The sequence below is a fragment of the Lysobacter sp. CC-YZS074 genome (assembly GCF_056739745.1).
On the sequence record NZ_CP200301.1, the window covers coordinates 2,069,937 to 2,086,995 of the forward strand.

A 17,059-nucleotide genomic window follows, 5' to 3' on the forward strand; every position below is an offset into this window, starting at 1 on the left:
ACTCCGTTCCCCGCCTGCGCGGCGGTGATGGTCGACGGTGCGCCCGATCGGTTTAAGTCCGTGTCAATTGGGAACCCGGCGACGTCGGTCGGTCCCGGCCAGGGACGGCCGCCACCGTTTCGCAGAGACGGCTCCGCGGCCCGGACCGCACCTCGGCGCGGAGACCGCGCCCAGGCGCGGCCTCCGCCGGCGCCGCGCTCAGGCCGAATGCGCGCCCGGCTTGTAGCTCCCGCCGATGGTGCGTGCCGCCACGTTGATGCGGTTGAAGCCGTTGATCGCCACCACCAGCATCGTCAGGTCGACCAGTTCGGCTTCCTCGAACTGCTGGCGCGCACGCTCGTAGAGGGCGTCGGACACGGCCTCGTGCGAGGCCAGTTCGGTCAGCTCCTCGGCCCATGCCAGGGCGATCTGCTCGCGCTCGCTGTAGAGCTTCGTCTCGCGCCAGGCCGACAGCATGTACAGGCGCTGCTCGGTCTCGCCGGCGGCGCGCGCGTCCTTGCTGTGCATGTCCAGGCAGTAGGCGCAGCCGTTGATCTGCGAAACGCGCATCAGCACCAGTTCGATCAGCGCCGGCTCCAGCCGTCCGGCGGTGTGGACGTTCTGGTTGAGGGTGATCAGCGGCTGCAGCGCGGCGTAGTGGCGCTGGATGGAGAAACGGCTCATGGAACGACTCCTTGCATTGGCGGCCGGGGAATCGGCCGCTTCAATGCAAGGACGCGGAGGCCGGCGCTTTCGTGACAGCCAGCAACCGCGCCAGCTTCCCCGGATGGCGCAGTGCGTGGATCGCGGTGATGCACTCGCCGTCGCATTCGATCCACAGCGCGGTGACCACGTCGTCGCGCTGGTACTGCAGCAGCGCCGGCGCGCCGTTGAGGATGACCGTCTCGTAGCGCACGTCGGACCCGCCCAGATTGCGCCCGATCTGCAGGTACAGCCGGGCGAGCCGGTCGGCACCGTGCAACGGCCGCAGCGTCGCGGCCGTGAGGCCGCCACCATCGCTGACGTGCACCGCGTCCTCGGCGAACAGCGCCCGCAGCGACTCCAGCGAAGGCTCGGCCATCGCCGCCACGAACCGCTGCAGCAGCCGCCGCTGTGCCGCCTCGTCCACGTTGAAGCGTGGCCGCCCCTGCCGCAGCCGCGTCCGCGCGCGGTGCACGCGCTGGCGGCAGGCGTCTTCGGCGATGTCGAGGATCGCCGCCGCCTCGGCGTGGCTGTAGTCGAACACCTCGTTGAGCAGGAACGCCGCGCGCTCGTCCGGGCTCAACCGTTCCAGCAGCAGCAGGAACGACAGCGTCAGCGACTCGCCGCGTTCGAACGTGGCGTCGGGACGTTCGGCATCCGGCACCAGCGGCTCGGGCAGCCACGGGCCGGTGTAGTGCTCGCGCTCCGCCTTGGCGCGGCGCAGGCGGTCCAGCGCCAGGCGGGTGGTGACGGTGACCAGCCACGCTTCCGGGTCGTCGAGCGCGGCCAGCTCCTGCGCGTGCAGCCGCAGCCAGGCGTCATGCAGCACGTCCTCGGCGTCGGCCGGCGAACCGAGCATGCGATAGGCGAGGCCGAACAGACGCGGGCGATGGTGTTCGAACAGGGCGGTGGCGGTGTCCATGGGCGGATTCTCGGGCAAGACATGGCCAGGACGCGCGGGCGGTTGGATTCGTGACAGCGTGCGTCGTTCCGCCTTGTGGCCTGCCCCGCCCCGTTACGGACAATAAAAAGGCCGCCCGAAGGCGGCCCTGAGGATTCGCGGCGACTACCGGTTCAGAACCGGGCTTCGGCACCGAGCATCAGCGTATCCGCACGATTGAGATCGTAATAGAAGTCATCGCCTTCCCAGTAGTAGTCCTGGAAGTACACGTGGGTGGTGTAAACCAGACTCATATTGAAGTGGCGGTTGAAGTCGACACCGAGGCCGACGCCGAAGTAGCCGCCTTCGATGCTACCGAAAGCCCCTTCATGGGCCAGCCAGTAGCCGCCCCGCACCAAGCCATAGACCGGATTGTCGGGACCGAAGTTGAACCGTGCGTTCGCGCCGAGGCTGCCGTAGTCGACCTCGCCGAAATATGCATCATCGTGCCAGGCGTCTTCGAGCCGACCACCGGCCGCTTCGATCCCCACCAGTGTTACCGCACCGGCCTGCCAGCGATAGCCGGCATTGACCATGCGCGCGGACTGGTCGACATCGTCGAACACCCACCCCTTGCCGGCCTGCACACCGAGAAAGAAGCCACCGCGGCCTTGCTCGTACGGAGCTGAAGCAGGCGGAGCAAAGCCGTACGGCTGTGAGGCCACGTTGGACGCGGGTGCCGTCCGGGGCGTTTCGGAGATGCGCTTGGCCGGATCCGCCTCGTCCTGCTGTGGCGGCTGCCACACCCCGATCGGTGTGTTCTGGGCGTGCGCGGTGGCAGACGCGATAACGGCAACTCCGACAGCGGCCATTGCCGCCATCAGCCTGGTCTTGTTCATGCTGTTCCCCTGTCAGTGACTGGTCGGTCGCTCAACTACGCGCCGCCTGGTGGTAAGGCGCCGGGGCCAGGCACGACTGCGGAGGCGGCGATGCGGTCCATGCATCACATACATCGCGTCCAGCCTGAACCTCCGGTCCGCGCGTAGGGTGGGGACGGCCTCGGCCGGTGTCAACAAGGTCACGGCCGCTACAACGTCGGGACATGACGGGCTCCGCGGACAGGTGGCGGAAACTTTGCCGCGTCAAGCAGCCGCCTGCGCGCGCCGGTACGCCACCAGCGCATTGGCGTGGCCGTGGCCGAGTCCGTGTTCGGACTTGAGGAAGGCCACCTGCTCCCCGTGCTTGCGGTCCCGCACGGTCTCGAGCAGCTCGAACCAGTGCTGCACCGGCTTGCCGTAGGTCTTCTCGATGGAGGGGAAGTACGAGGCGGGGCCTTTGGTCTTCGTGTCTGCTGCCATGGTCGTGGTCCTCTTCTGTGACGGTGCAAGCGGCTTACCGGCCCGGTCGCACCGGCGCGCTTTCCCTGTCGACGAACGGGGCGCGGGGAAATCGACAGCGCCTCCGCCGCGGGGCATCAACCGCCGTCAGTAGCCCCGCCGCAGCATGCGGCCCGCCCGTGCCACCGGCTCGCCGGCTTCGTACGCCGGCTGGCCGTTCACCACCACCAGGTCGAACCCTTCGGACAGCGCGGTCGGATTCACGTAATCGGCACGGGCGCGCACCTTGCCCGGGTCGAACAGCACCAGGTCGGCCCTGTTGCCGGCACGGACCACGCCGCGGTCCCACAGCCGCAGGATCGATGCCGGCATCACCGCGGCCTTTCGCACCGCTTCCTCCAGCGACAGCCGCGACGCACCCGCCACGAAGTCCTCGATCAAGCTGGCGAACGTGCCGGCCCCGCGCGGGTGGCTGCCGCCGGGCGAACCATCGGAGGCGATCGCCACGTGCGGGTCCAGCAGCAGCCGGTCCTGCAGCACGCGGTCCATGACGAAGTGCGCGGCTTTGCCGCCGCCGGGGCCAATCTCCAGCAGCAGGTCGGCGAACCGCAGGTCACGCTGCGCCGCCACATGCGCCAGGGTGCGTCCGGCGTACGGACCCGTGCCGAACAGCAGCGCCTCCGGCCCGCCGCGCTGCTCCATGCGCTGCTGCAGGTAAGCGCGCAGCTCGTCGCGGCGCGACTCCAGCACGGCGGCGTAATCGGTCGGCGGCAGCGCCCATTCGGGGAACAGGATCGCCACGCCGGTGTAGCTGGCTTCGTAGGGATAGGCGTCGGCGGTCAGCGGCTGGCGGCGCGTGCGCAGGGTCTGCATGAAGGCGAGCAGCGCGTCCGCCGCGGCCTCGCCCTTGCCGTAGACCATCTTCAGGTGCGACACGTGGGCGTGCGCCTTGCCGGCCGCCTCGACCAGCTCGCGAATGGAATCGCGCACCTCGTCGGCATCTTCCGAGCGCATGTGGCTCATCACCACGCCGTCCGCGTCGGCGACCACCGAGCCGAGGCTGGCGAGCTCGCGCGGCTCGGCATACAGGCCGGGCACGTACTCGAGCCCGGTGGACAGGCCGAACGCGCCGTTGGCCAGGTCGTGCCCGAGGATCGTCCGCATCCGCTCCAGCTGCGCGTCCGGGGGGCGGCGCGTGCCGTCGTCGATCCCCGCCCGCCGCCGCAACGCGCCGTGTCCCGACAGCGTCGCGACGTTGATGTCCGGCGTGGCGTGCTCGACCGCGCCGATCCACGCGCCCAGGCTGCCCGGCGCGGTGTCCCGGTCCGGCAACGACGGGCTGCCGCCGTCCTGCCCCAGCACCACCGTGGTCACGCCCATTGCCAGGAACGGAGCGAACGACTCCTTCAGAGGGTCGCCGTGGGTGTGCAGGTCGATGAAGCCCGGCGCCAGCACGCGGCCGCCGCCGTCGATCACCCGCAGACCGCGCGCCTCGCCATCGGAGACCCGGCCGATGTGCTCGATGGTGTCGCCGCGGACGAGGACGTCGGTCGGGTGTGCGGGCTCGATGCCGTCGACCAGCCGCACGTCGCGCAGCAGCAGGCCGCCCTCCGTCGACACCGACGCCGACCGTCCCCACGCCGGCGCCGTCACCGCGCAGGCCGCGCCCGTCGCCATCACCCCGAGCACCTCGCGCCTGGACCACCCCGACTGCCGCATCGCCGCGTCTCCGCTGTAATGAGTGTGACTCACATTAGCGGACGCCACCCGCCTGGAACACCGGCTCCAGCATGCGGAACGTGCCGGCATCGGCGTCCATCTCCACCTGTCCGCCGACCGGGACGATGAACTGCTGGCGGATGTGCCCGATCATCGCGCCACGGTACGCCGGAATGCCCAGCGGCCTGATGTGGTGGTCGAAGATCTGGTCGAGCGTCAGCGACCCGAAGCCCTCGCCGGGGTCGCAGTCGGTGCACTCGCCGAAGATGAAACCGGCGATCCGGTCCAGCGCGCCCATCAGCTTGAGCGTGGTGAGCATGCGATCAATGCGGTACGGCGCCTCCTCCACGTCCTCGAGGAACAGGATCCGCCCGTCGAAGTCCGGCAGGTACGGCGAGCCGGCCAGCCCCACCAGCACCGACAGGTTGCCCCCGACCAGCTCGCCGCGCGCCTTGCCACCCGTGATGGTCAGCGTGCGGTGCTTGCGCGGGACCAGTTCGTCGCCGGGGTCGACCACGTTTTCGTAGTGCATCAGCTCGCGGTCGAAGAACAGGCGGCGGAACTGGTCGACGTTGAACGTGTTCCAGCTGCCCGCCCCGATCGGCCCATGGAAGGTGACCAGTCCCGCCCTGGCAAGGATGGCGTTGTGCAGCGCGGTGATGTCCGAGTAGCCGAGCAGCACCTTGGGGTCGGCGCGGATGGCTTTGTAGTCGAGCAGCGGCAGCAACCGCGCCGCGCCGGATCCGCCGCGCACGCAGACGATGGCCCGGACCTCCGGGTCGGCGAACATCGTGTTGAGGTCGCCGGCGCGTTCGGCGTCGGTGCCGGCCAGGTGGCCGTACCGCGCCGCGTAATGGGCGCCGGTCTTCACCCTGAAACCGAGCGCCTCCATCACCTCCCGCGCGAGCTGCAGGCCCAGCCGCCCGTCGGTGGCCGAGGACGGGCTGACCAGCCCGACGGTGTCGCCGGGGTTCAACGGCAGCGGCAATATCCGCCCGCGCGATGCCGCGGTCGCGTGGCCGATGCGGCCCAGCGCCGGCAGCAGCGCCGCCAGCGCCGCGGTACGGATGAAGTCCCGACGGTGCATGCCTCAGCCCTCCTCCAGCAGCCCGTGCCGCCGGTGCCAATCTTCCAGCGATTCGTCGGGGAATCCATCGACGTGCACGTCGTGGCGGCCGCCGGGCACGTCGACCCACTCGGCCTTCGAGTCGAGCAGCATGTGGACACGCCCGGGCGGGTGCGGCAGCGGCGTGTCGATGGCCGATGCATGCGGGTGCACCAGCTCCGGCCACTCCGGGTCGAACAGCCACAGCGCGCTGCCGCAGCCGGTGCAGAAATGCCGCCGGCCGGAGCTGATGCGGCAACCGCCATCGTCCTCGCGGATCCGCGCCCGGTAGACGCCCAGGTGCTCGCGGCCTTCCACCTCCAGCGTGTCGGCGCAGGCACCGAGGTTGACCGCGCTGCCGCCCCCGCCCGCGGTCTTGCGGCAGATGGAACAGTAGCAATGCAGGAACGGCACCGGCGCGTACGCCTCGCAGCGGAAGCGCACCTGGCCGCAGTGGCAGGATCCTTCGAGTCGCATGGACGGGTTTCCCGTGGCGGAAAGGCCGACCTTAGCCGCGCGGGCGTGGATGGCCCGTCAGCCCCGGTTTGACAACCCGCAGGCCGCCTCCGAGCATCGGGCGGGCACGTCACGGAGCACCGCCATGCCTCGCGCCCTCGCGCTGTCCCTGCTGCTGTCGACCCTGTTGATGCCGGGCGTGTCCGGCGCCGGCGACACCGGTACGCCGCCGTCCCACCCGCCGGACGCGATGCCCCCGCCCCCGGCCTGGCTGGACGAACTGGACGCGCTGTACGACACCCGCATCCGGGTACCCGGCCTGGAAGACCGCGCCTTCGCACCGGCGCACTGGTGGGACATCGCCACGCCGCTGGCCAGCCACGCGCGCGGCTTCGATACCGAGGAGATCGGCCGCAGCGTGGAAGGGCGCCCGTTGCGCCACGTATCCTGGGGCGAAGGCGACACCCGCGTGCTGCTGTGGTCGCAGATGCACGGCGACGAGAGCACCGCCTCGATGGCGCTGGCCGACCTGTTCCGCTTCCTCGGCGAACACCCGGACCACCCGCTGGTGCGCCGCCTGCGCGAGCACACCACCCTGCACTTCCTGCCCGTGATGAACCCCGACGGCGCCGCGCGCTTCCAGCGTCGCAATGCGCAGGGCATCGACATCAACCGCGACGCGCGCGCCCTCGTCTCCCCCGAGGCCCGCGCCTTGCACGGCCTGCGCCAACGCGTCCGGCCCGACTTCGGCTTCAACCTGCACGACCAGAACGTCGGCTACCGCGCCGGCGACTCCGACCGCGGCACCGCCATCGCCCTGCTCGCACCGGCCTTCAACGAAGCCCGCGATGTCGACCCGACCCGCGCCCGCGCCATCGAAGTCGCCGTCGCCATCCGCGCCGTGCTCGAGCCGTACATCGCCGGCCACATCGCCAAATGGGACGACACCTTCAACCCACGCGCGTTCGGCGACCTCACGGCCGCGGCCGGCGTGTCGACGATCCTGATCGAATCCGGCGGCATCGAGGGCGACCTGCAGAAGCAGCGCCTGCGCAAGCTCAACTTCCTCGCCCTGGCCGGCGCGCTCGACGCCATCGCCACCGGCGCGTACGCGGGGCTGCCGCGCGAGCGTTACGACGAGCTGCCGGAAAACGGCGACGTCTGGCCGGACCTGCGGGTCACCGGCGGCACGCTCGCCCTCCCCGGCCGGCCGCCGGCGCGGGTGGACCTGCTGGTCGACTTCGAGCGCCCGCTGCTGGAGCGCGGTGGCACCCTCGCCGACATCGGCGACCTGGCCGAGGTACGTGCACGCCGGACGATCGACGCCTCGGGGCTGTACATCGTGCCGTTCGACCCGGGCACCGGCGATACCCCGGTGGCGTTCGCGACCGGCAGGCCGGCTTACTTCCACCTCAGCCGCGACCCCCAGGGCCGCGACGTGGTGTGGACGCTGGCGGGCGACGTCGACCCGGACCGGCCCGCGCCGCCGCCGAGATAAAGGCGCGCCGCGGCGTGTCGCATGTCCTCCCAGAGAGAACGCGGTCACCGAACACAAGGGCGCGGTCGGGTCGCCCTTTGGAGCGGACGTCTGTAGGAGCGGCTTCAGCCGCGATCCTGGCATCGGCGCGGGCGGACGATCACCCGATCGCGGCTGAAGCCGCTCCTACAAAGGCCATGCACCGAGGCCACGATCGAGCACGCGGTCCCGTCGAAGCTCCTTGCCGCTTCACTCCGCCAGCAGCCGCGCCATGTCCGCGTCCTTCTCCTGCCACAGCCCGTTCATCCACTGCTGGAAGCGGACGCGGAAGGCGCGGTCGTTCTGGTAGTCGCCGCCGAGCAGTTCGGCGGGGATCGGCCGCTGGCGGACGAGCACGCGGATCGCGGGGACGCGGTCGGCCAGCAGGTCCACCATCGACGGCCGCCCGGCCGGGTACGCGATGGTCACGTCGAGTATCGAGTGCAGGCCCTGGCCCATCGCGTCCAGCACGAACGCCACCCCGCCGGATTTCGGCTTGAGCAGGTGGCGGTACGGCGCGCCCTGTGCGGCTTGCTTGGCCGGGGTGAAGCGCGTGCCCTCGACGAAGTTCATGATCGCCACCGGAATCTCGCGGAACTTCCCGCAGGCGCGGCGGGTGGCCTCGATGTCGCGCCCGGCCAGCTCCGGCCGGCGCGCGATCTGCCGCGGCGTGTGCCGCCCCATGAACGGGAAATCCAGCGCCCACCACGCCAGCCCCAGCAGCGGCACCCAGAACAGCTGCCGCTTCAGGAAAAACCGCATCAGCGGGATGCGCCGGTTGAACACCTTCTGCAGCACCACGATGTCGACCCAGCTCTGGTGGTTGGCCAGCACCAGGTAATGGCCGTCTTTCCGCAGGTCCACGTCCTGCTGCACCTCCACGCGCGTGCGGAAGAACCGGTCCCAGGTCCGGTTGTTCACCCCGATCCAGCTTTCCGCCACGCCGGTGAGCAGCGGGTTGGCCGCCTTGCGCAGGCGGCCGGACGGCAGCAGCGCCTTCACCAGCGCCACCGCCATCAACGGGACGACATGCAGCACGGTGCTGGCGGCGATCAGCAGGGACACCAGGGCGACGCGCAATGGGAGCATGGACTGTGGGGGCTTCGAAGGGGGCGGACCATTGTCCCGGAAACGGCGCCCGCTTCATGCCCCGTCCGCGAACCGCCATTGGTGGACAATGGCGGAAACCCCCGCCCCGACCCGCATGCGAACCTTCGTCCTCAGAGCCCGCGCCGCCCCCACCGACAGCCAGAGACTGCTGGCGTCCGTCGGCCAGGAAGCTCACACCGAAATCCTCGCGCACACGCTGATGAACGCCATCTTCGTGGCGCAGTCGCACCGTCCCGACGTGGTGGTCTACCTTGTGCTCGAAAGCACGCAGGACTTCTCGCGCACGGTGCGGTTCGACGCCAGCGCCATGCACGACATCGGCGGCTTCAACGAGCAGGCGCTGCTGGGCAAGGTCGCCCGGGCGCTGGATGCATCCCGCGGCATGGGCAAGGAGGAGACCCGGCCTGTGGAGCCCGGCGTCACTGTGCAGACCGTCAGCTTCGAGCGGCTGGTGCAGCAACTGGCCGAAGACCACCAGCTCTACGTGATGGATCGCAAGGGCACGCCGATCGGCGAACAGGCATTCGACGGCAACCCCTGCTTCCTGTTGACCGACCACATCCCGATGCCGAAGAAGACCTTCGGCAGCCTCGACCGCCTGGGCGCGAAGCGGATCACGCTCGGGAAGACGATGCTGTTCGCGTCGCAATGCGTGGTGCTGATCCACCACGCGCTGGACCAGCGGTAGCAACGTCGACGGAAGCTGCCGGAGATCCGTCAACCGCGGGACGCCGCCACCGCTTCCTCGCTGACCGCCCCGGCGGGGAGCGCATCGTCCACCTCGGCGGCGGTGCGTTCGGCGGCGTCGCTCAGTACGACGATGCTGATGCGGCGGTTGATGGGGTTGCGCTCGTCGGTCTTGTCGAACGGCACCGAAGACGACAGCCCGACCACCCGCGAGAGCTTCGCATCCTGCAGCCCACCGGCAACCAGGGCGCGCCGGGCCGCGTTGGCGCGCTGGGTCGACAGCTCCCAGTTGCTGTAGCCGCTCCGTCCGGAGTACGGCGTGTTGTCGGTGTGGCCGGAGATCGCCACCCGGTTCTCCACCTGGTTGAGGTAGGTCGCCAGCTCGACGAGGATTTCGTTGGCGTAGCCCTTCAGGTTCGACGAACCCAGGTCGAACATCGGCCGGTTGTGGGTGTCCACGATCTGGATCCGCAGGCCTTCCGGCGTGATGTCGATCAGCAGCTGGTCCTTGAACGGCGCCAACGCCTGGCTGCTGGCCACCGCCTCTTCGAGGGCGCGCTGGAGCGCCTCGAGTTGCTGGCGGTCACGCGCATCGCGCGCCTTCTGCGCCGCATCGTCCCTGCTGCCCGCCGCGGCGACATCGGGGCCGGCGCCCGGCGGATTGCGGAGATGGTCGAACATTCTGATCGGCGCATTGCCGGCGCCCCCCGGCCCACTGGAGCCTGGCGCCATCACCGCGGCACGCCCCTCGACCGCACTCGGGTTTCTGAAGTAGTCGGCTATGCCGCCGAGCTTCTCCTGCGGCATCGTGGCGACCAGCCACATCACCATGAAAAACGCCATCATCGCGGTTACGAAGTCGGCATACGCCACCTTCCAGGCGCCGCCGTGATGGGCGGCGCCGCCGCGTTTTTTCTTGCGGACGACAATGATCGGTTGCAGTGGAGCGGCCATGTGCCTTTCGGTCAGCTCTTGGCGGCCTTGAGGTCGGCTTCCAGGTCCTGGAAGCTCGGACGCACGTCGGAGAACAGCAACTTGCGCGCGAACTCGATCGCCACCGACGGTGCGTAGCCGCGCAGCGAGGCCACCAGCGCCATCTTGACCACCTCGAACGCCTTGCCCTCTTCATGCGCACGGTTCTCCATCGCGCTGGCAATCGGCCCGACGAAACCGTACGCGATGAAGATGCCCAGAAACGTGCCCACCAGCGCCGAGGCCACCTTTTCGCCGATTTCCGCCGGGGGCGCGCTGCCGACGATCGACATCGTCAGGATGATGCCGAGCACGGCGGCGACGATGCCGAACCCGGGCAACGCGTCAGCGACCTTCTGCACCGAATGCGCCGGCTCCAGCGCCTCCTGGTGGTGCGTTTCCAGCTCGTATTCGAGCAGCGACTCCAGCTCGTGCGGGTTCATGTTGCCGCCCACCATAAGCCGCAGGCAGTCGGTGATGAACTCCAGCACGTGGGGGTCGGCGGAAATCTTCGGGTACTTCTGGAAGATCGCGCTGTCCTTCGGGTTCTCGATGTGGTCCTCGATCGCCATCGTGCCGTCGCGCCGCATCTTCAGCAGCACCTCGTAGATCAGCTTCAGCAGGTCGACGTAATCGGCCCGCCGGTACTTGGGGCCCTTGAGCAGCGCCACCATGCCCTGCAACGCGCTCTTCATCACCTTGGGGGGCGTGGCGATCACATAGGCGCCGAGGGCGCAGCCGCAGATGACGATGACCTCGTTGACGTGCCACAACGCCAGCAGCTTGCCGCCCACCATCATGAAGCCGCCGAGCACGCTGGCGACGACGACGATGGCACCGATGATCAGATACACGAGCGGGAGCTCCGGAAAGCACGAGGGTCCCGCCAGTAACGGCGCAATCCGTCAGGGCTTTAAGCCCCTTTCCGCAGCATGGTGCGCGGCGGCGATGGCTGCGTCACCGACCGGATGCGAACGCGCTCACACTCCAGCGCGTCACAGGCCGGAGGGCTGGCCGCTGCCGGACTGGATGCCGCGCAGATCCTCGACCAGCCCGCGGTAGGCGGCCGCCTGCTTCGCGGCCGGCTGCCGCAGCACCCACGCCGGGTGCACCGTCGCCATCGCCCGCACGCCGTTGCCGAGGGTGTGCCAACGACCGCGCTGCCCGGTCAGCCCGAAACCGGGCCCGAACACGGCCGACGCGGCGGTCGCCCCCAGGCACACGACCGCGTCCGGCCGCACGGTACCGAGCTCGCGCTGCAGCCACCCGTGGCAGGCGCGGACATGGCCGGCGTCGGGTCGCTGGTGCAGGCGCACTTTGCCGCGCTGCTCGAACCGGAAGTGCTTGACCGCATTGGTCAGGTAGACGGAAGCGCGCTCGATGCCGGCGTCGGCGAACGCGCGGTCCAGCAAAGCGCCCGCCGGACCGACGAACGGGCGCCCGGTGAGGTCTTCGGCGTCGCCGGGCTGCTCGCCGATGAACATCAGCCGCGCGTCCTCCGGCCCTTCGCCCCAGACCGTCCGGGTGGCCGGCTCCCACAGCGGGCAACGCCGGCAGTCCGCCGCCTGCACCCGCGCCGCCGCCAGGCCGCCGGCGTCGGCCGGTGCCGGCTCGATGCGCCGCTCCGGGATCCTGCGGCGCGGCGCCTGCGCCTCGCGCTCGGCCATGTCGCGCACGCGGCTGCCGGCGTCGCGCAGCAGTGACGGCAGCAGCGCGGCTTCGGGCAGGCCCTTCCAGTACTTCTGCGGCATCTCCTGCCGCATCATCGTCGGGTTGAGCCGGGCCGGGTTGAAGATGTTGGCGTAGTAGGTGCGCCACAGGTCCTCCCGGGCGTCCTCGGCCGGCGCATCGGCGCGCACGGCCCCGGGACCGAACTCCAGCGCGCTGCCATCCCATCGCACGCTGCGGTACGGGGTCAGGATCGCCCAGCGCATCCCGGCAAAGCGCCGGGCGAAGAACGGCGCCACGCGATCGACAATCCAGTGCTCGGGTTCGAACCAGGCGACGTACGCCTCCGCGCCCTCGCCGGCCTGCCGGAACCGCACGAACGCCTTCATCTTGTGGGTGTCGCGACGGACCGCCTGCGCCAGCGCCGTCGCCGCCGCCATGTCGGCGTCGGTGGCGCGCTCCAGCAGGCGGCGCTCGCCATGCACCACGCGCCACAGCAGCCGGTACAGCAGGCCGTGGCGGCCGGCGTCGCGATGGCACAGCACCGCGCCGGCCAGTTCGGGCAGCGCCGCCGGCACCGCCGGGCGGGCGTCCGCTGGCCGCGCGTCCGGCAGTGGCGATGCCAGCGCGAGGCCCTGCTGGGCGTCGCCGTCCCACTGCAACTGCTCGGGCGGCACCCCCGCCGCCAGCGCCGCCCGGGCCTGTCCCCGCCAGGCCTCCAGGCTCCATGCCGGCTCCACCATCGCGCGATGCATGCGTGCCTTCAGCCGAACAGCCCGGCCTGCCGCGGCGGTGGCGCCAGCCGCGCACGCAGCCGCACCGGATCGTCGAGGTGGCGGCCGGGGTGGTGGTCGAGCAACTGCACGAACGGCAGCACCTTGGCCAGCGGCGCGCGCAGCCGGGCCAGGTCGGCCACGCGCAGTCCACCGCTGCGGCGCGACTGCACGATGCGCGCCACGTTGCGCGTGCCCAGCCCCGGTACGCGCAGCAGCAACTCGCGCGGCGCATGGTTGAGGTCCACCGGGAAACGCTCCGGGTGGCGCAGCGCCCACGCCAGCTTGGGGTCGATGTCGAGGTCGAGCATGCCGGCGCCGGGCGCGGTGTGGCTTACGGCCGGGGCGATCTCGTCGACCTCGAAGCCGTAGAAGCGCAGCAGCCAGTCGGCCTGGTACAGGCGGTGCTCGCGCGCCAGCGGCGGTGCCACCAGCGGCAGCCGTGACGAGGCGTCCGGGATTGGGCTGAAGGCCGAGTAGTACACCCGCCGCAGCCGGTAGTTGCCGTACAGATTGGCGCTGGACTGCAGCACGCTGCGGTCGTCGGCGCCGTCGGCGCCGATGATCATCTGCGTGCTCTGTCCGGCCGGCGCGAACCGCGGCGGCCTGGCCGAGCCGCGCCGCACCGCCTTGCGCGCGGCCTGGCCGTCCTCGATGCGCCAGCGCACCTCGCCCATCGCGCCGCGGATCTTCTGCAGGTTCTTCTCCGGCGCCAGCGCGTCCAGCCCGGCCTGGGTCGGCAGCTCGACGTTGATGCTCAGCCGGTCCGCGTAACGCCCGGCCGCGGCCAGCAGCTCGGGCGCCGCGTCGGGGATGGTCTTGAGGTGGATGTAACCGCCGAAGCGGTGGTCCTCGCGCAGGCTGCGCGCCACCTCCACCAGCTGCTCCATGGTGTAGTCGCCATTGCGGATGATGCCGCTGGAGAGGAACAGCCCCTCGATGTAGTTGCGCTTGTAGAAGTCCAGCGTCAGCCGTACCACCTCGTCAGTGCTGAAGCGCGCGCGCCGCACGTTGCTGGATACGCGGTTGACGCAGTACACACAGTCGAAGATGCAGAAGTTGGTCAGCAGGATCTTCAGCAACGACACGCAACGGCCGTCCGGCGTGTAGGAGTGGCAGATGCCCATGCCACCGGTGCTGCCGATGCCGCCGGTCTTCGACGAGTCGCGCCTCGCCGCGCCACTGGAGGCGCAGGAGGCGTCGTACTTGGCCGCGTCCGCCAGCACCGCGAGTTTTTCGGTGACGTTCATCGCGCGAGGGTCGCGGGCGCCGGTCTCAGCCGGTGAGACGGGCAATGAACGGTTCAGCCCTGCCCGCACGGCGAAGCACCGCGCGGCCCGGTACGGGCCGTATCGAGTCGTTCCACGCCGCTCGCATTGCGCGGGCGGATCGCCCGCCGGCGTGCCGCAGGCCTCGGTGTACCGGCGCCGAGCAGCCGCCTGCGCGGCACCGTGTTGATCCAACAAGGGCAGCTTCAGCGGTAGGGTCCAAGGTCCGTCCCTCCTGCCCGAAGCGCCGCGCATGTTCGCGATCGACCGGATCCTCCTCCTTTCCGCCGTGCTGATCCTGCTCGGCGTGGTGTCCAGCAAGGCATCCGCCCGGCTGGGGCTGCCGGTGCTGGTGCTGTTCCTGATCGTGGGCATGCTGGCCGGCGAGCGCGGCATCGGCGGCATCGCCTTCGACAGCCCCGGCGCGGCGCACGCGCTGGGCACCTTGGCGCTGGCGGTGATCCTGTATGACGGTGGGCTGCAGACCCCGCTGGCCTCGATCCGCTCGGTGTGGAAGCCGGCCGCCACCCTGGCGACGCTGGGCGTGCTGGTGACGGCGGTGGTCACCGGCCTGGCCGCCGCCCACATCCTCGACTGGCCGCTGCTGCAGGGGCTGTTGATCGGCGCGATCGTCGGCTCGACCGATGCAGCCGCCGTGTTCGCCCAGCTGCGCAACGCGGGCATCCACATCCGCAAGCGCCTGAAGGCACTGCTGGAGGTGGAGAGCGCATCCAACGACCCGATGGCGATCTTCCTGACCATCGGCGTGATCGAGGTGATCGTCGACGACGTGCCGCTCGGGGTCGGGCTGCTGAAGCTGTTCCTGATGCAGATGGGCGTGGGGGCGGCTTGCGGGCTGGGCGTGGGCTGGGGCGCGGTCGCCCTGCTCAGGCGTATCCGGCTGCAGGCCTCGGGCATGTACCCGGTGCTGGTGACCGCGTGCGGCCTGCTGGCGTTCGGCCTGGCGGCCAACCTGGGCGGCAGCGGTTTCCTGGCGATCTTCATCGCCGGCGTGGTGGTCGGCAACAGCCATTTCGCCTTCAAGCGCAGCGTGTTCCTGTTCCACGACGGCATGGCGTGGCTCGCCCAGATCACCATGTTCGTGGTGCTGGGCCTGCTGATCGACCCGATGGCGCTACTGGACGTGTGGATCCAGGGGCTGATGATCGCGCTGGTGCTGATGTTCATCGCCCGCCCGCTGGCGGTGATGCCGTTGATGCTGCCGTTCGGTTACGGCAAGCGGGAGACCACGCTGGTGTCCTGGGTCGGCCTGCGCGGCTCGGTACCGATCGTGCTGGCGATCTTCCCGCTGCTGTTCGAGCTGCCCGGCGCCCCGGTGATCTTCAACGTGGTGTTCTTCGTCGTGCTGATCTCGGCAATCATGCAGGGCTCCACGCTGGCATGGCTCGCCCGCAGGCTGGGCCTGGCCGAAGCGCCACCGGCCCGCCCCGCGGCGACGCTGGAAATCACCTCGCTGGGCAACGTCAACGCCGACATCGTCGAGTACACGCTCGCGCCGGATTCGCGCGCCGTCGGCCGGCGCCTGTCGCGCATGGCGCTGCCGGAGGACACCGTCATCGCCATGATCACCCACGGCGACGGGGTGATCCCGCCGCGCGGCTCCACCGTCCTGCGCGCCGACGACCACCTGTTCGCGGTGCTGCGGCCCATCACCCGGCCGTTCGTGGATCGCGCGTTCTCCCAGGCCACCGACGACAGCGCGGCCGACCCGCTGCCCGAGCTCGAGCTGCGGCTCAAGGGCGGCACCACGGTGGAGGACATACGCAACTCCTATGGCGTGCACCTGACCGCCGCGGACGAAGACTCGCTGGAAGCGGTGATCCGCCAGCACCTGGACCGCGAACCCGTCGCCGGCGCCACCATCGCGCTGGACGGGACGCGGCTGCAGGTGTGCGACATGGACGGGCCGCGGATCGCCACCGTCGGCATGCTCGCCGCGGCGCCGGAAAACGGGTCGGAAGCGCGGCGGCGCTAGATCGTCCGGCACTAGGCGCTCCACCCCCGGCGTCCGGCCCCGGATGGATCCACGCCTTCGGCGCCCCGCCGGGCCTACCCGTGCCGCGCCCGGTGCCTGTCCAGCGTGGCGGATACCCTGTCGAGCGCGGCCAGCACCTCGCGGGCGAAGCCGCCCTCCGGCAACCGCCGTACCGCCGAGTGCGCGGCGCAGACGATGGCCGTGTCGGCCCACCTTGCCGCCAGCCCGCGTGCCCAGCTCGCATAGGCATCCGCCGCCCCCGGCGCGGGCCGGAGTGCACGTCCCAGCATCGGGTGCATGCGCAGCGAGGACTGCGGCAGCCACCGCCGCAGCATCCCCGGCGCGGCCATGACATTAAGCGTGTCGTCGACGTGGACGATGCCGCTGGCCCGGTGGCGCACCAGCACCGAGGCCGTGTGCACGCGCTCGTCGGGACAGGTGAACTGGACGCCGTCGGGTACCGACAGGTCGAACACGTCCGCCAGCGGATGGTCGACGCCCCACGCCTCCACCGGCGCCCCCGCCCATGGCAGCGACGGCGCCCGCCGGCGATGGCGCGCGGTGCCGTACAGCGTCGCCGACGGAAACAGCCGATGCACCGCCTCCACGTGCAGCGTGTGGAACGGGTGCACGTGCACCACGGCCTCCACCCGTTCACCGTAGCCGGTGAGCGACATCAGCGCGTCTTGCTGCCCGTCATCCAGCGCGATGCCGTCGACCACCACGAAGCGGCCATTGGCCCGTCGTACCAGCGACATCTGCGTGCCGATATCGAGCACGCCGCCGACGCGGTACGTGCCACGCAGGTTCCAGAAGGTGTCGGCCAGCTTTTGCATGCGGACAGGATAGGCCGGGTGCGTGAAGCCCCTGCGCTTGCGCCTCCACGTCTAC

The 17,059-nt window shown here is 70.4% G+C and carries 16 protein-coding genes; 3 read left to right on the forward strand and 13 right to left on the reverse strand.

Features of this window, described 5'->3' with window-relative positions; translation table 11 throughout:
* Positions 1-198: 198 nt before the first annotated feature.
* From U8331_RS09375 to U8331_RS09405, 7 genes are all read right to left on the reverse strand, one after another.
* A complete protein-coding gene (locus tag U8331_RS09375) occupies positions 199-663 on the reverse strand; it encodes a carboxymuconolactone decarboxylase family protein (protein ID WP_481130780.1) in 465 nt (154 codons plus the stop codon).
* A 40-nt stretch (positions 664-703) separates the two neighbouring features.
* Positions 704-1,603, reverse strand: a complete 900-nt coding sequence (sigJ, locus tag U8331_RS09380; RefSeq protein ID WP_481130781.1) for an RNA polymerase sigma factor SigJ — start codon at positions 1,601-1,603, stop codon at positions 704-706.
* Between the two features lie 152 nt (positions 1,604-1,755).
* Positions 1,756-2,460 carry a hypothetical protein gene (locus tag U8331_RS09385; protein ID WP_481130782.1) on the reverse strand — a complete coding sequence of 235 codons (705 nt, stop codon included), beginning with the start codon at positions 2,458-2,460 and terminating at the stop codon, positions 1,756-1,758.
* Positions 2,461-2,703: 243 nt separating this feature from the next.
* Positions 2,704-2,919, reverse strand: a complete 216-nt coding sequence (locus tag U8331_RS09390; RefSeq protein WP_481130783.1) for a DUF4287 domain-containing protein — start codon at positions 2,917-2,919, stop codon at positions 2,704-2,706.
* A 126-nt stretch (positions 2,920-3,045) separates the two neighbouring features.
* Positions 3,046-4,617, reverse strand: a complete 1,572-nt coding sequence (locus U8331_RS09395; RefSeq protein ID WP_481130784.1) for an N-acyl-D-amino-acid deacylase family protein — start codon at positions 4,615-4,617, stop codon at positions 3,046-3,048.
* Positions 4,618-4,651: 34 nt separating this feature from the next.
* Complete coding sequence (locus U8331_RS09400) at positions 4,652-5,704, reverse strand: S66 peptidase family protein (protein ID WP_481130785.1); 1,053 nt, start codon at positions 5,702-5,704, stop codon at positions 4,652-4,654.
* A 3-nt stretch (positions 5,705-5,707) separates the two neighbouring features.
* Positions 5,708-6,199, reverse strand: a complete 492-nt coding sequence (locus tag U8331_RS09405; RefSeq protein WP_481130786.1) for a GFA family protein — start codon at positions 6,197-6,199, stop codon at positions 5,708-5,710.
* A 124-nt stretch (positions 6,200-6,323) separates the two neighbouring features.
* Here U8331_RS09405 and U8331_RS09410 point away from each other — a divergent pair, with 124 nt between their 5' ends.
* On the forward strand, positions 6,324-7,676 hold the full coding sequence (locus U8331_RS09410) for a M14 family zinc carboxypeptidase (RefSeq protein ID WP_481130787.1): 1,353 nt from the start codon (positions 6,324-6,326) through the stop codon (positions 7,674-7,676).
* A 228-nt stretch (positions 7,677-7,904) separates the two neighbouring features.
* Here U8331_RS09410 and U8331_RS09415 read toward each other — a convergent pair whose 3' ends face one another.
* Positions 7,905-8,783, reverse strand: a complete 879-nt coding sequence (locus U8331_RS09415; protein ID WP_481130788.1) for an acyltransferase — start codon at positions 8,781-8,783, stop codon at positions 7,905-7,907.
* A gap of 115 nt (positions 8,784-8,898) precedes the next feature.
* On the opposite strand from U8331_RS09415, the gene trmY reads away from it, so the two are divergent.
* A complete protein-coding gene (trmY, locus tag U8331_RS09420; RefSeq protein WP_481130789.1) occupies positions 8,899-9,492 on the forward strand; it encodes a tRNA (pseudouridine(54)-N(1))-methyltransferase TrmY in 594 nt (197 codons plus the stop codon).
* Between the two features lie 29 nt (positions 9,493-9,521).
* Here the strand turns inward: trmY and motB are convergent, their stop codons facing one another.
* From motB to U8331_RS09440, 4 genes are all read right to left on the reverse strand, one after another.
* Positions 9,522-10,445, reverse strand: a complete 924-nt coding sequence (motB, locus tag U8331_RS09425; protein ID WP_481130790.1) for a flagellar motor protein MotB — start codon at positions 10,443-10,445, stop codon at positions 9,522-9,524.
* 11 nt (positions 10,446-10,456) lie between these two features.
* Entirely contained in the window at positions 10,457-11,317 is an 861-nt protein-coding gene (motA, locus tag U8331_RS09430) for a flagellar motor stator protein MotA (protein WP_481130791.1), read from the reverse strand.
* A 141-nt stretch (positions 11,318-11,458) separates the two neighbouring features.
* On the reverse strand, positions 11,459-12,886 hold the full coding sequence (locus U8331_RS09435; RefSeq protein ID WP_481130792.1) for a UdgX family uracil-DNA binding protein: 1,428 nt from the start codon (positions 12,884-12,886) through the stop codon (positions 11,459-11,461).
* Positions 12,887-12,894: 8 nt separating this feature from the next.
* Positions 12,895-14,154: a putative DNA modification/repair radical SAM protein gene (locus tag U8331_RS09440; protein WP_481130793.1), complete on the reverse strand. Its 1,260-nt coding sequence runs from the start codon at positions 14,152-14,154 to the stop codon at positions 12,895-12,897.
* Between the two features lie 271 nt (positions 14,155-14,425).
* Here U8331_RS09440 and U8331_RS09445 point away from each other — a divergent pair, with 271 nt between their 5' ends.
* Positions 14,426-16,168 carry a potassium/proton antiporter gene (locus U8331_RS09445; RefSeq protein ID WP_481130794.1) on the forward strand — a complete coding sequence of 581 codons (1,743 nt, stop codon included), beginning with the start codon at positions 14,426-14,428 and terminating at the stop codon, positions 16,166-16,168.
* Between the two features lie 74 nt (positions 16,169-16,242).
* Here U8331_RS09445 and U8331_RS09450 read toward each other — a convergent pair whose 3' ends face one another.
* On the reverse strand, positions 16,243-17,004 hold the full coding sequence (locus U8331_RS09450) for a hypothetical protein (protein WP_481130795.1): 762 nt from the start codon (positions 17,002-17,004) through the stop codon (positions 16,243-16,245).
* Positions 17,005-17,059: the final 55 nt, after the last annotated feature.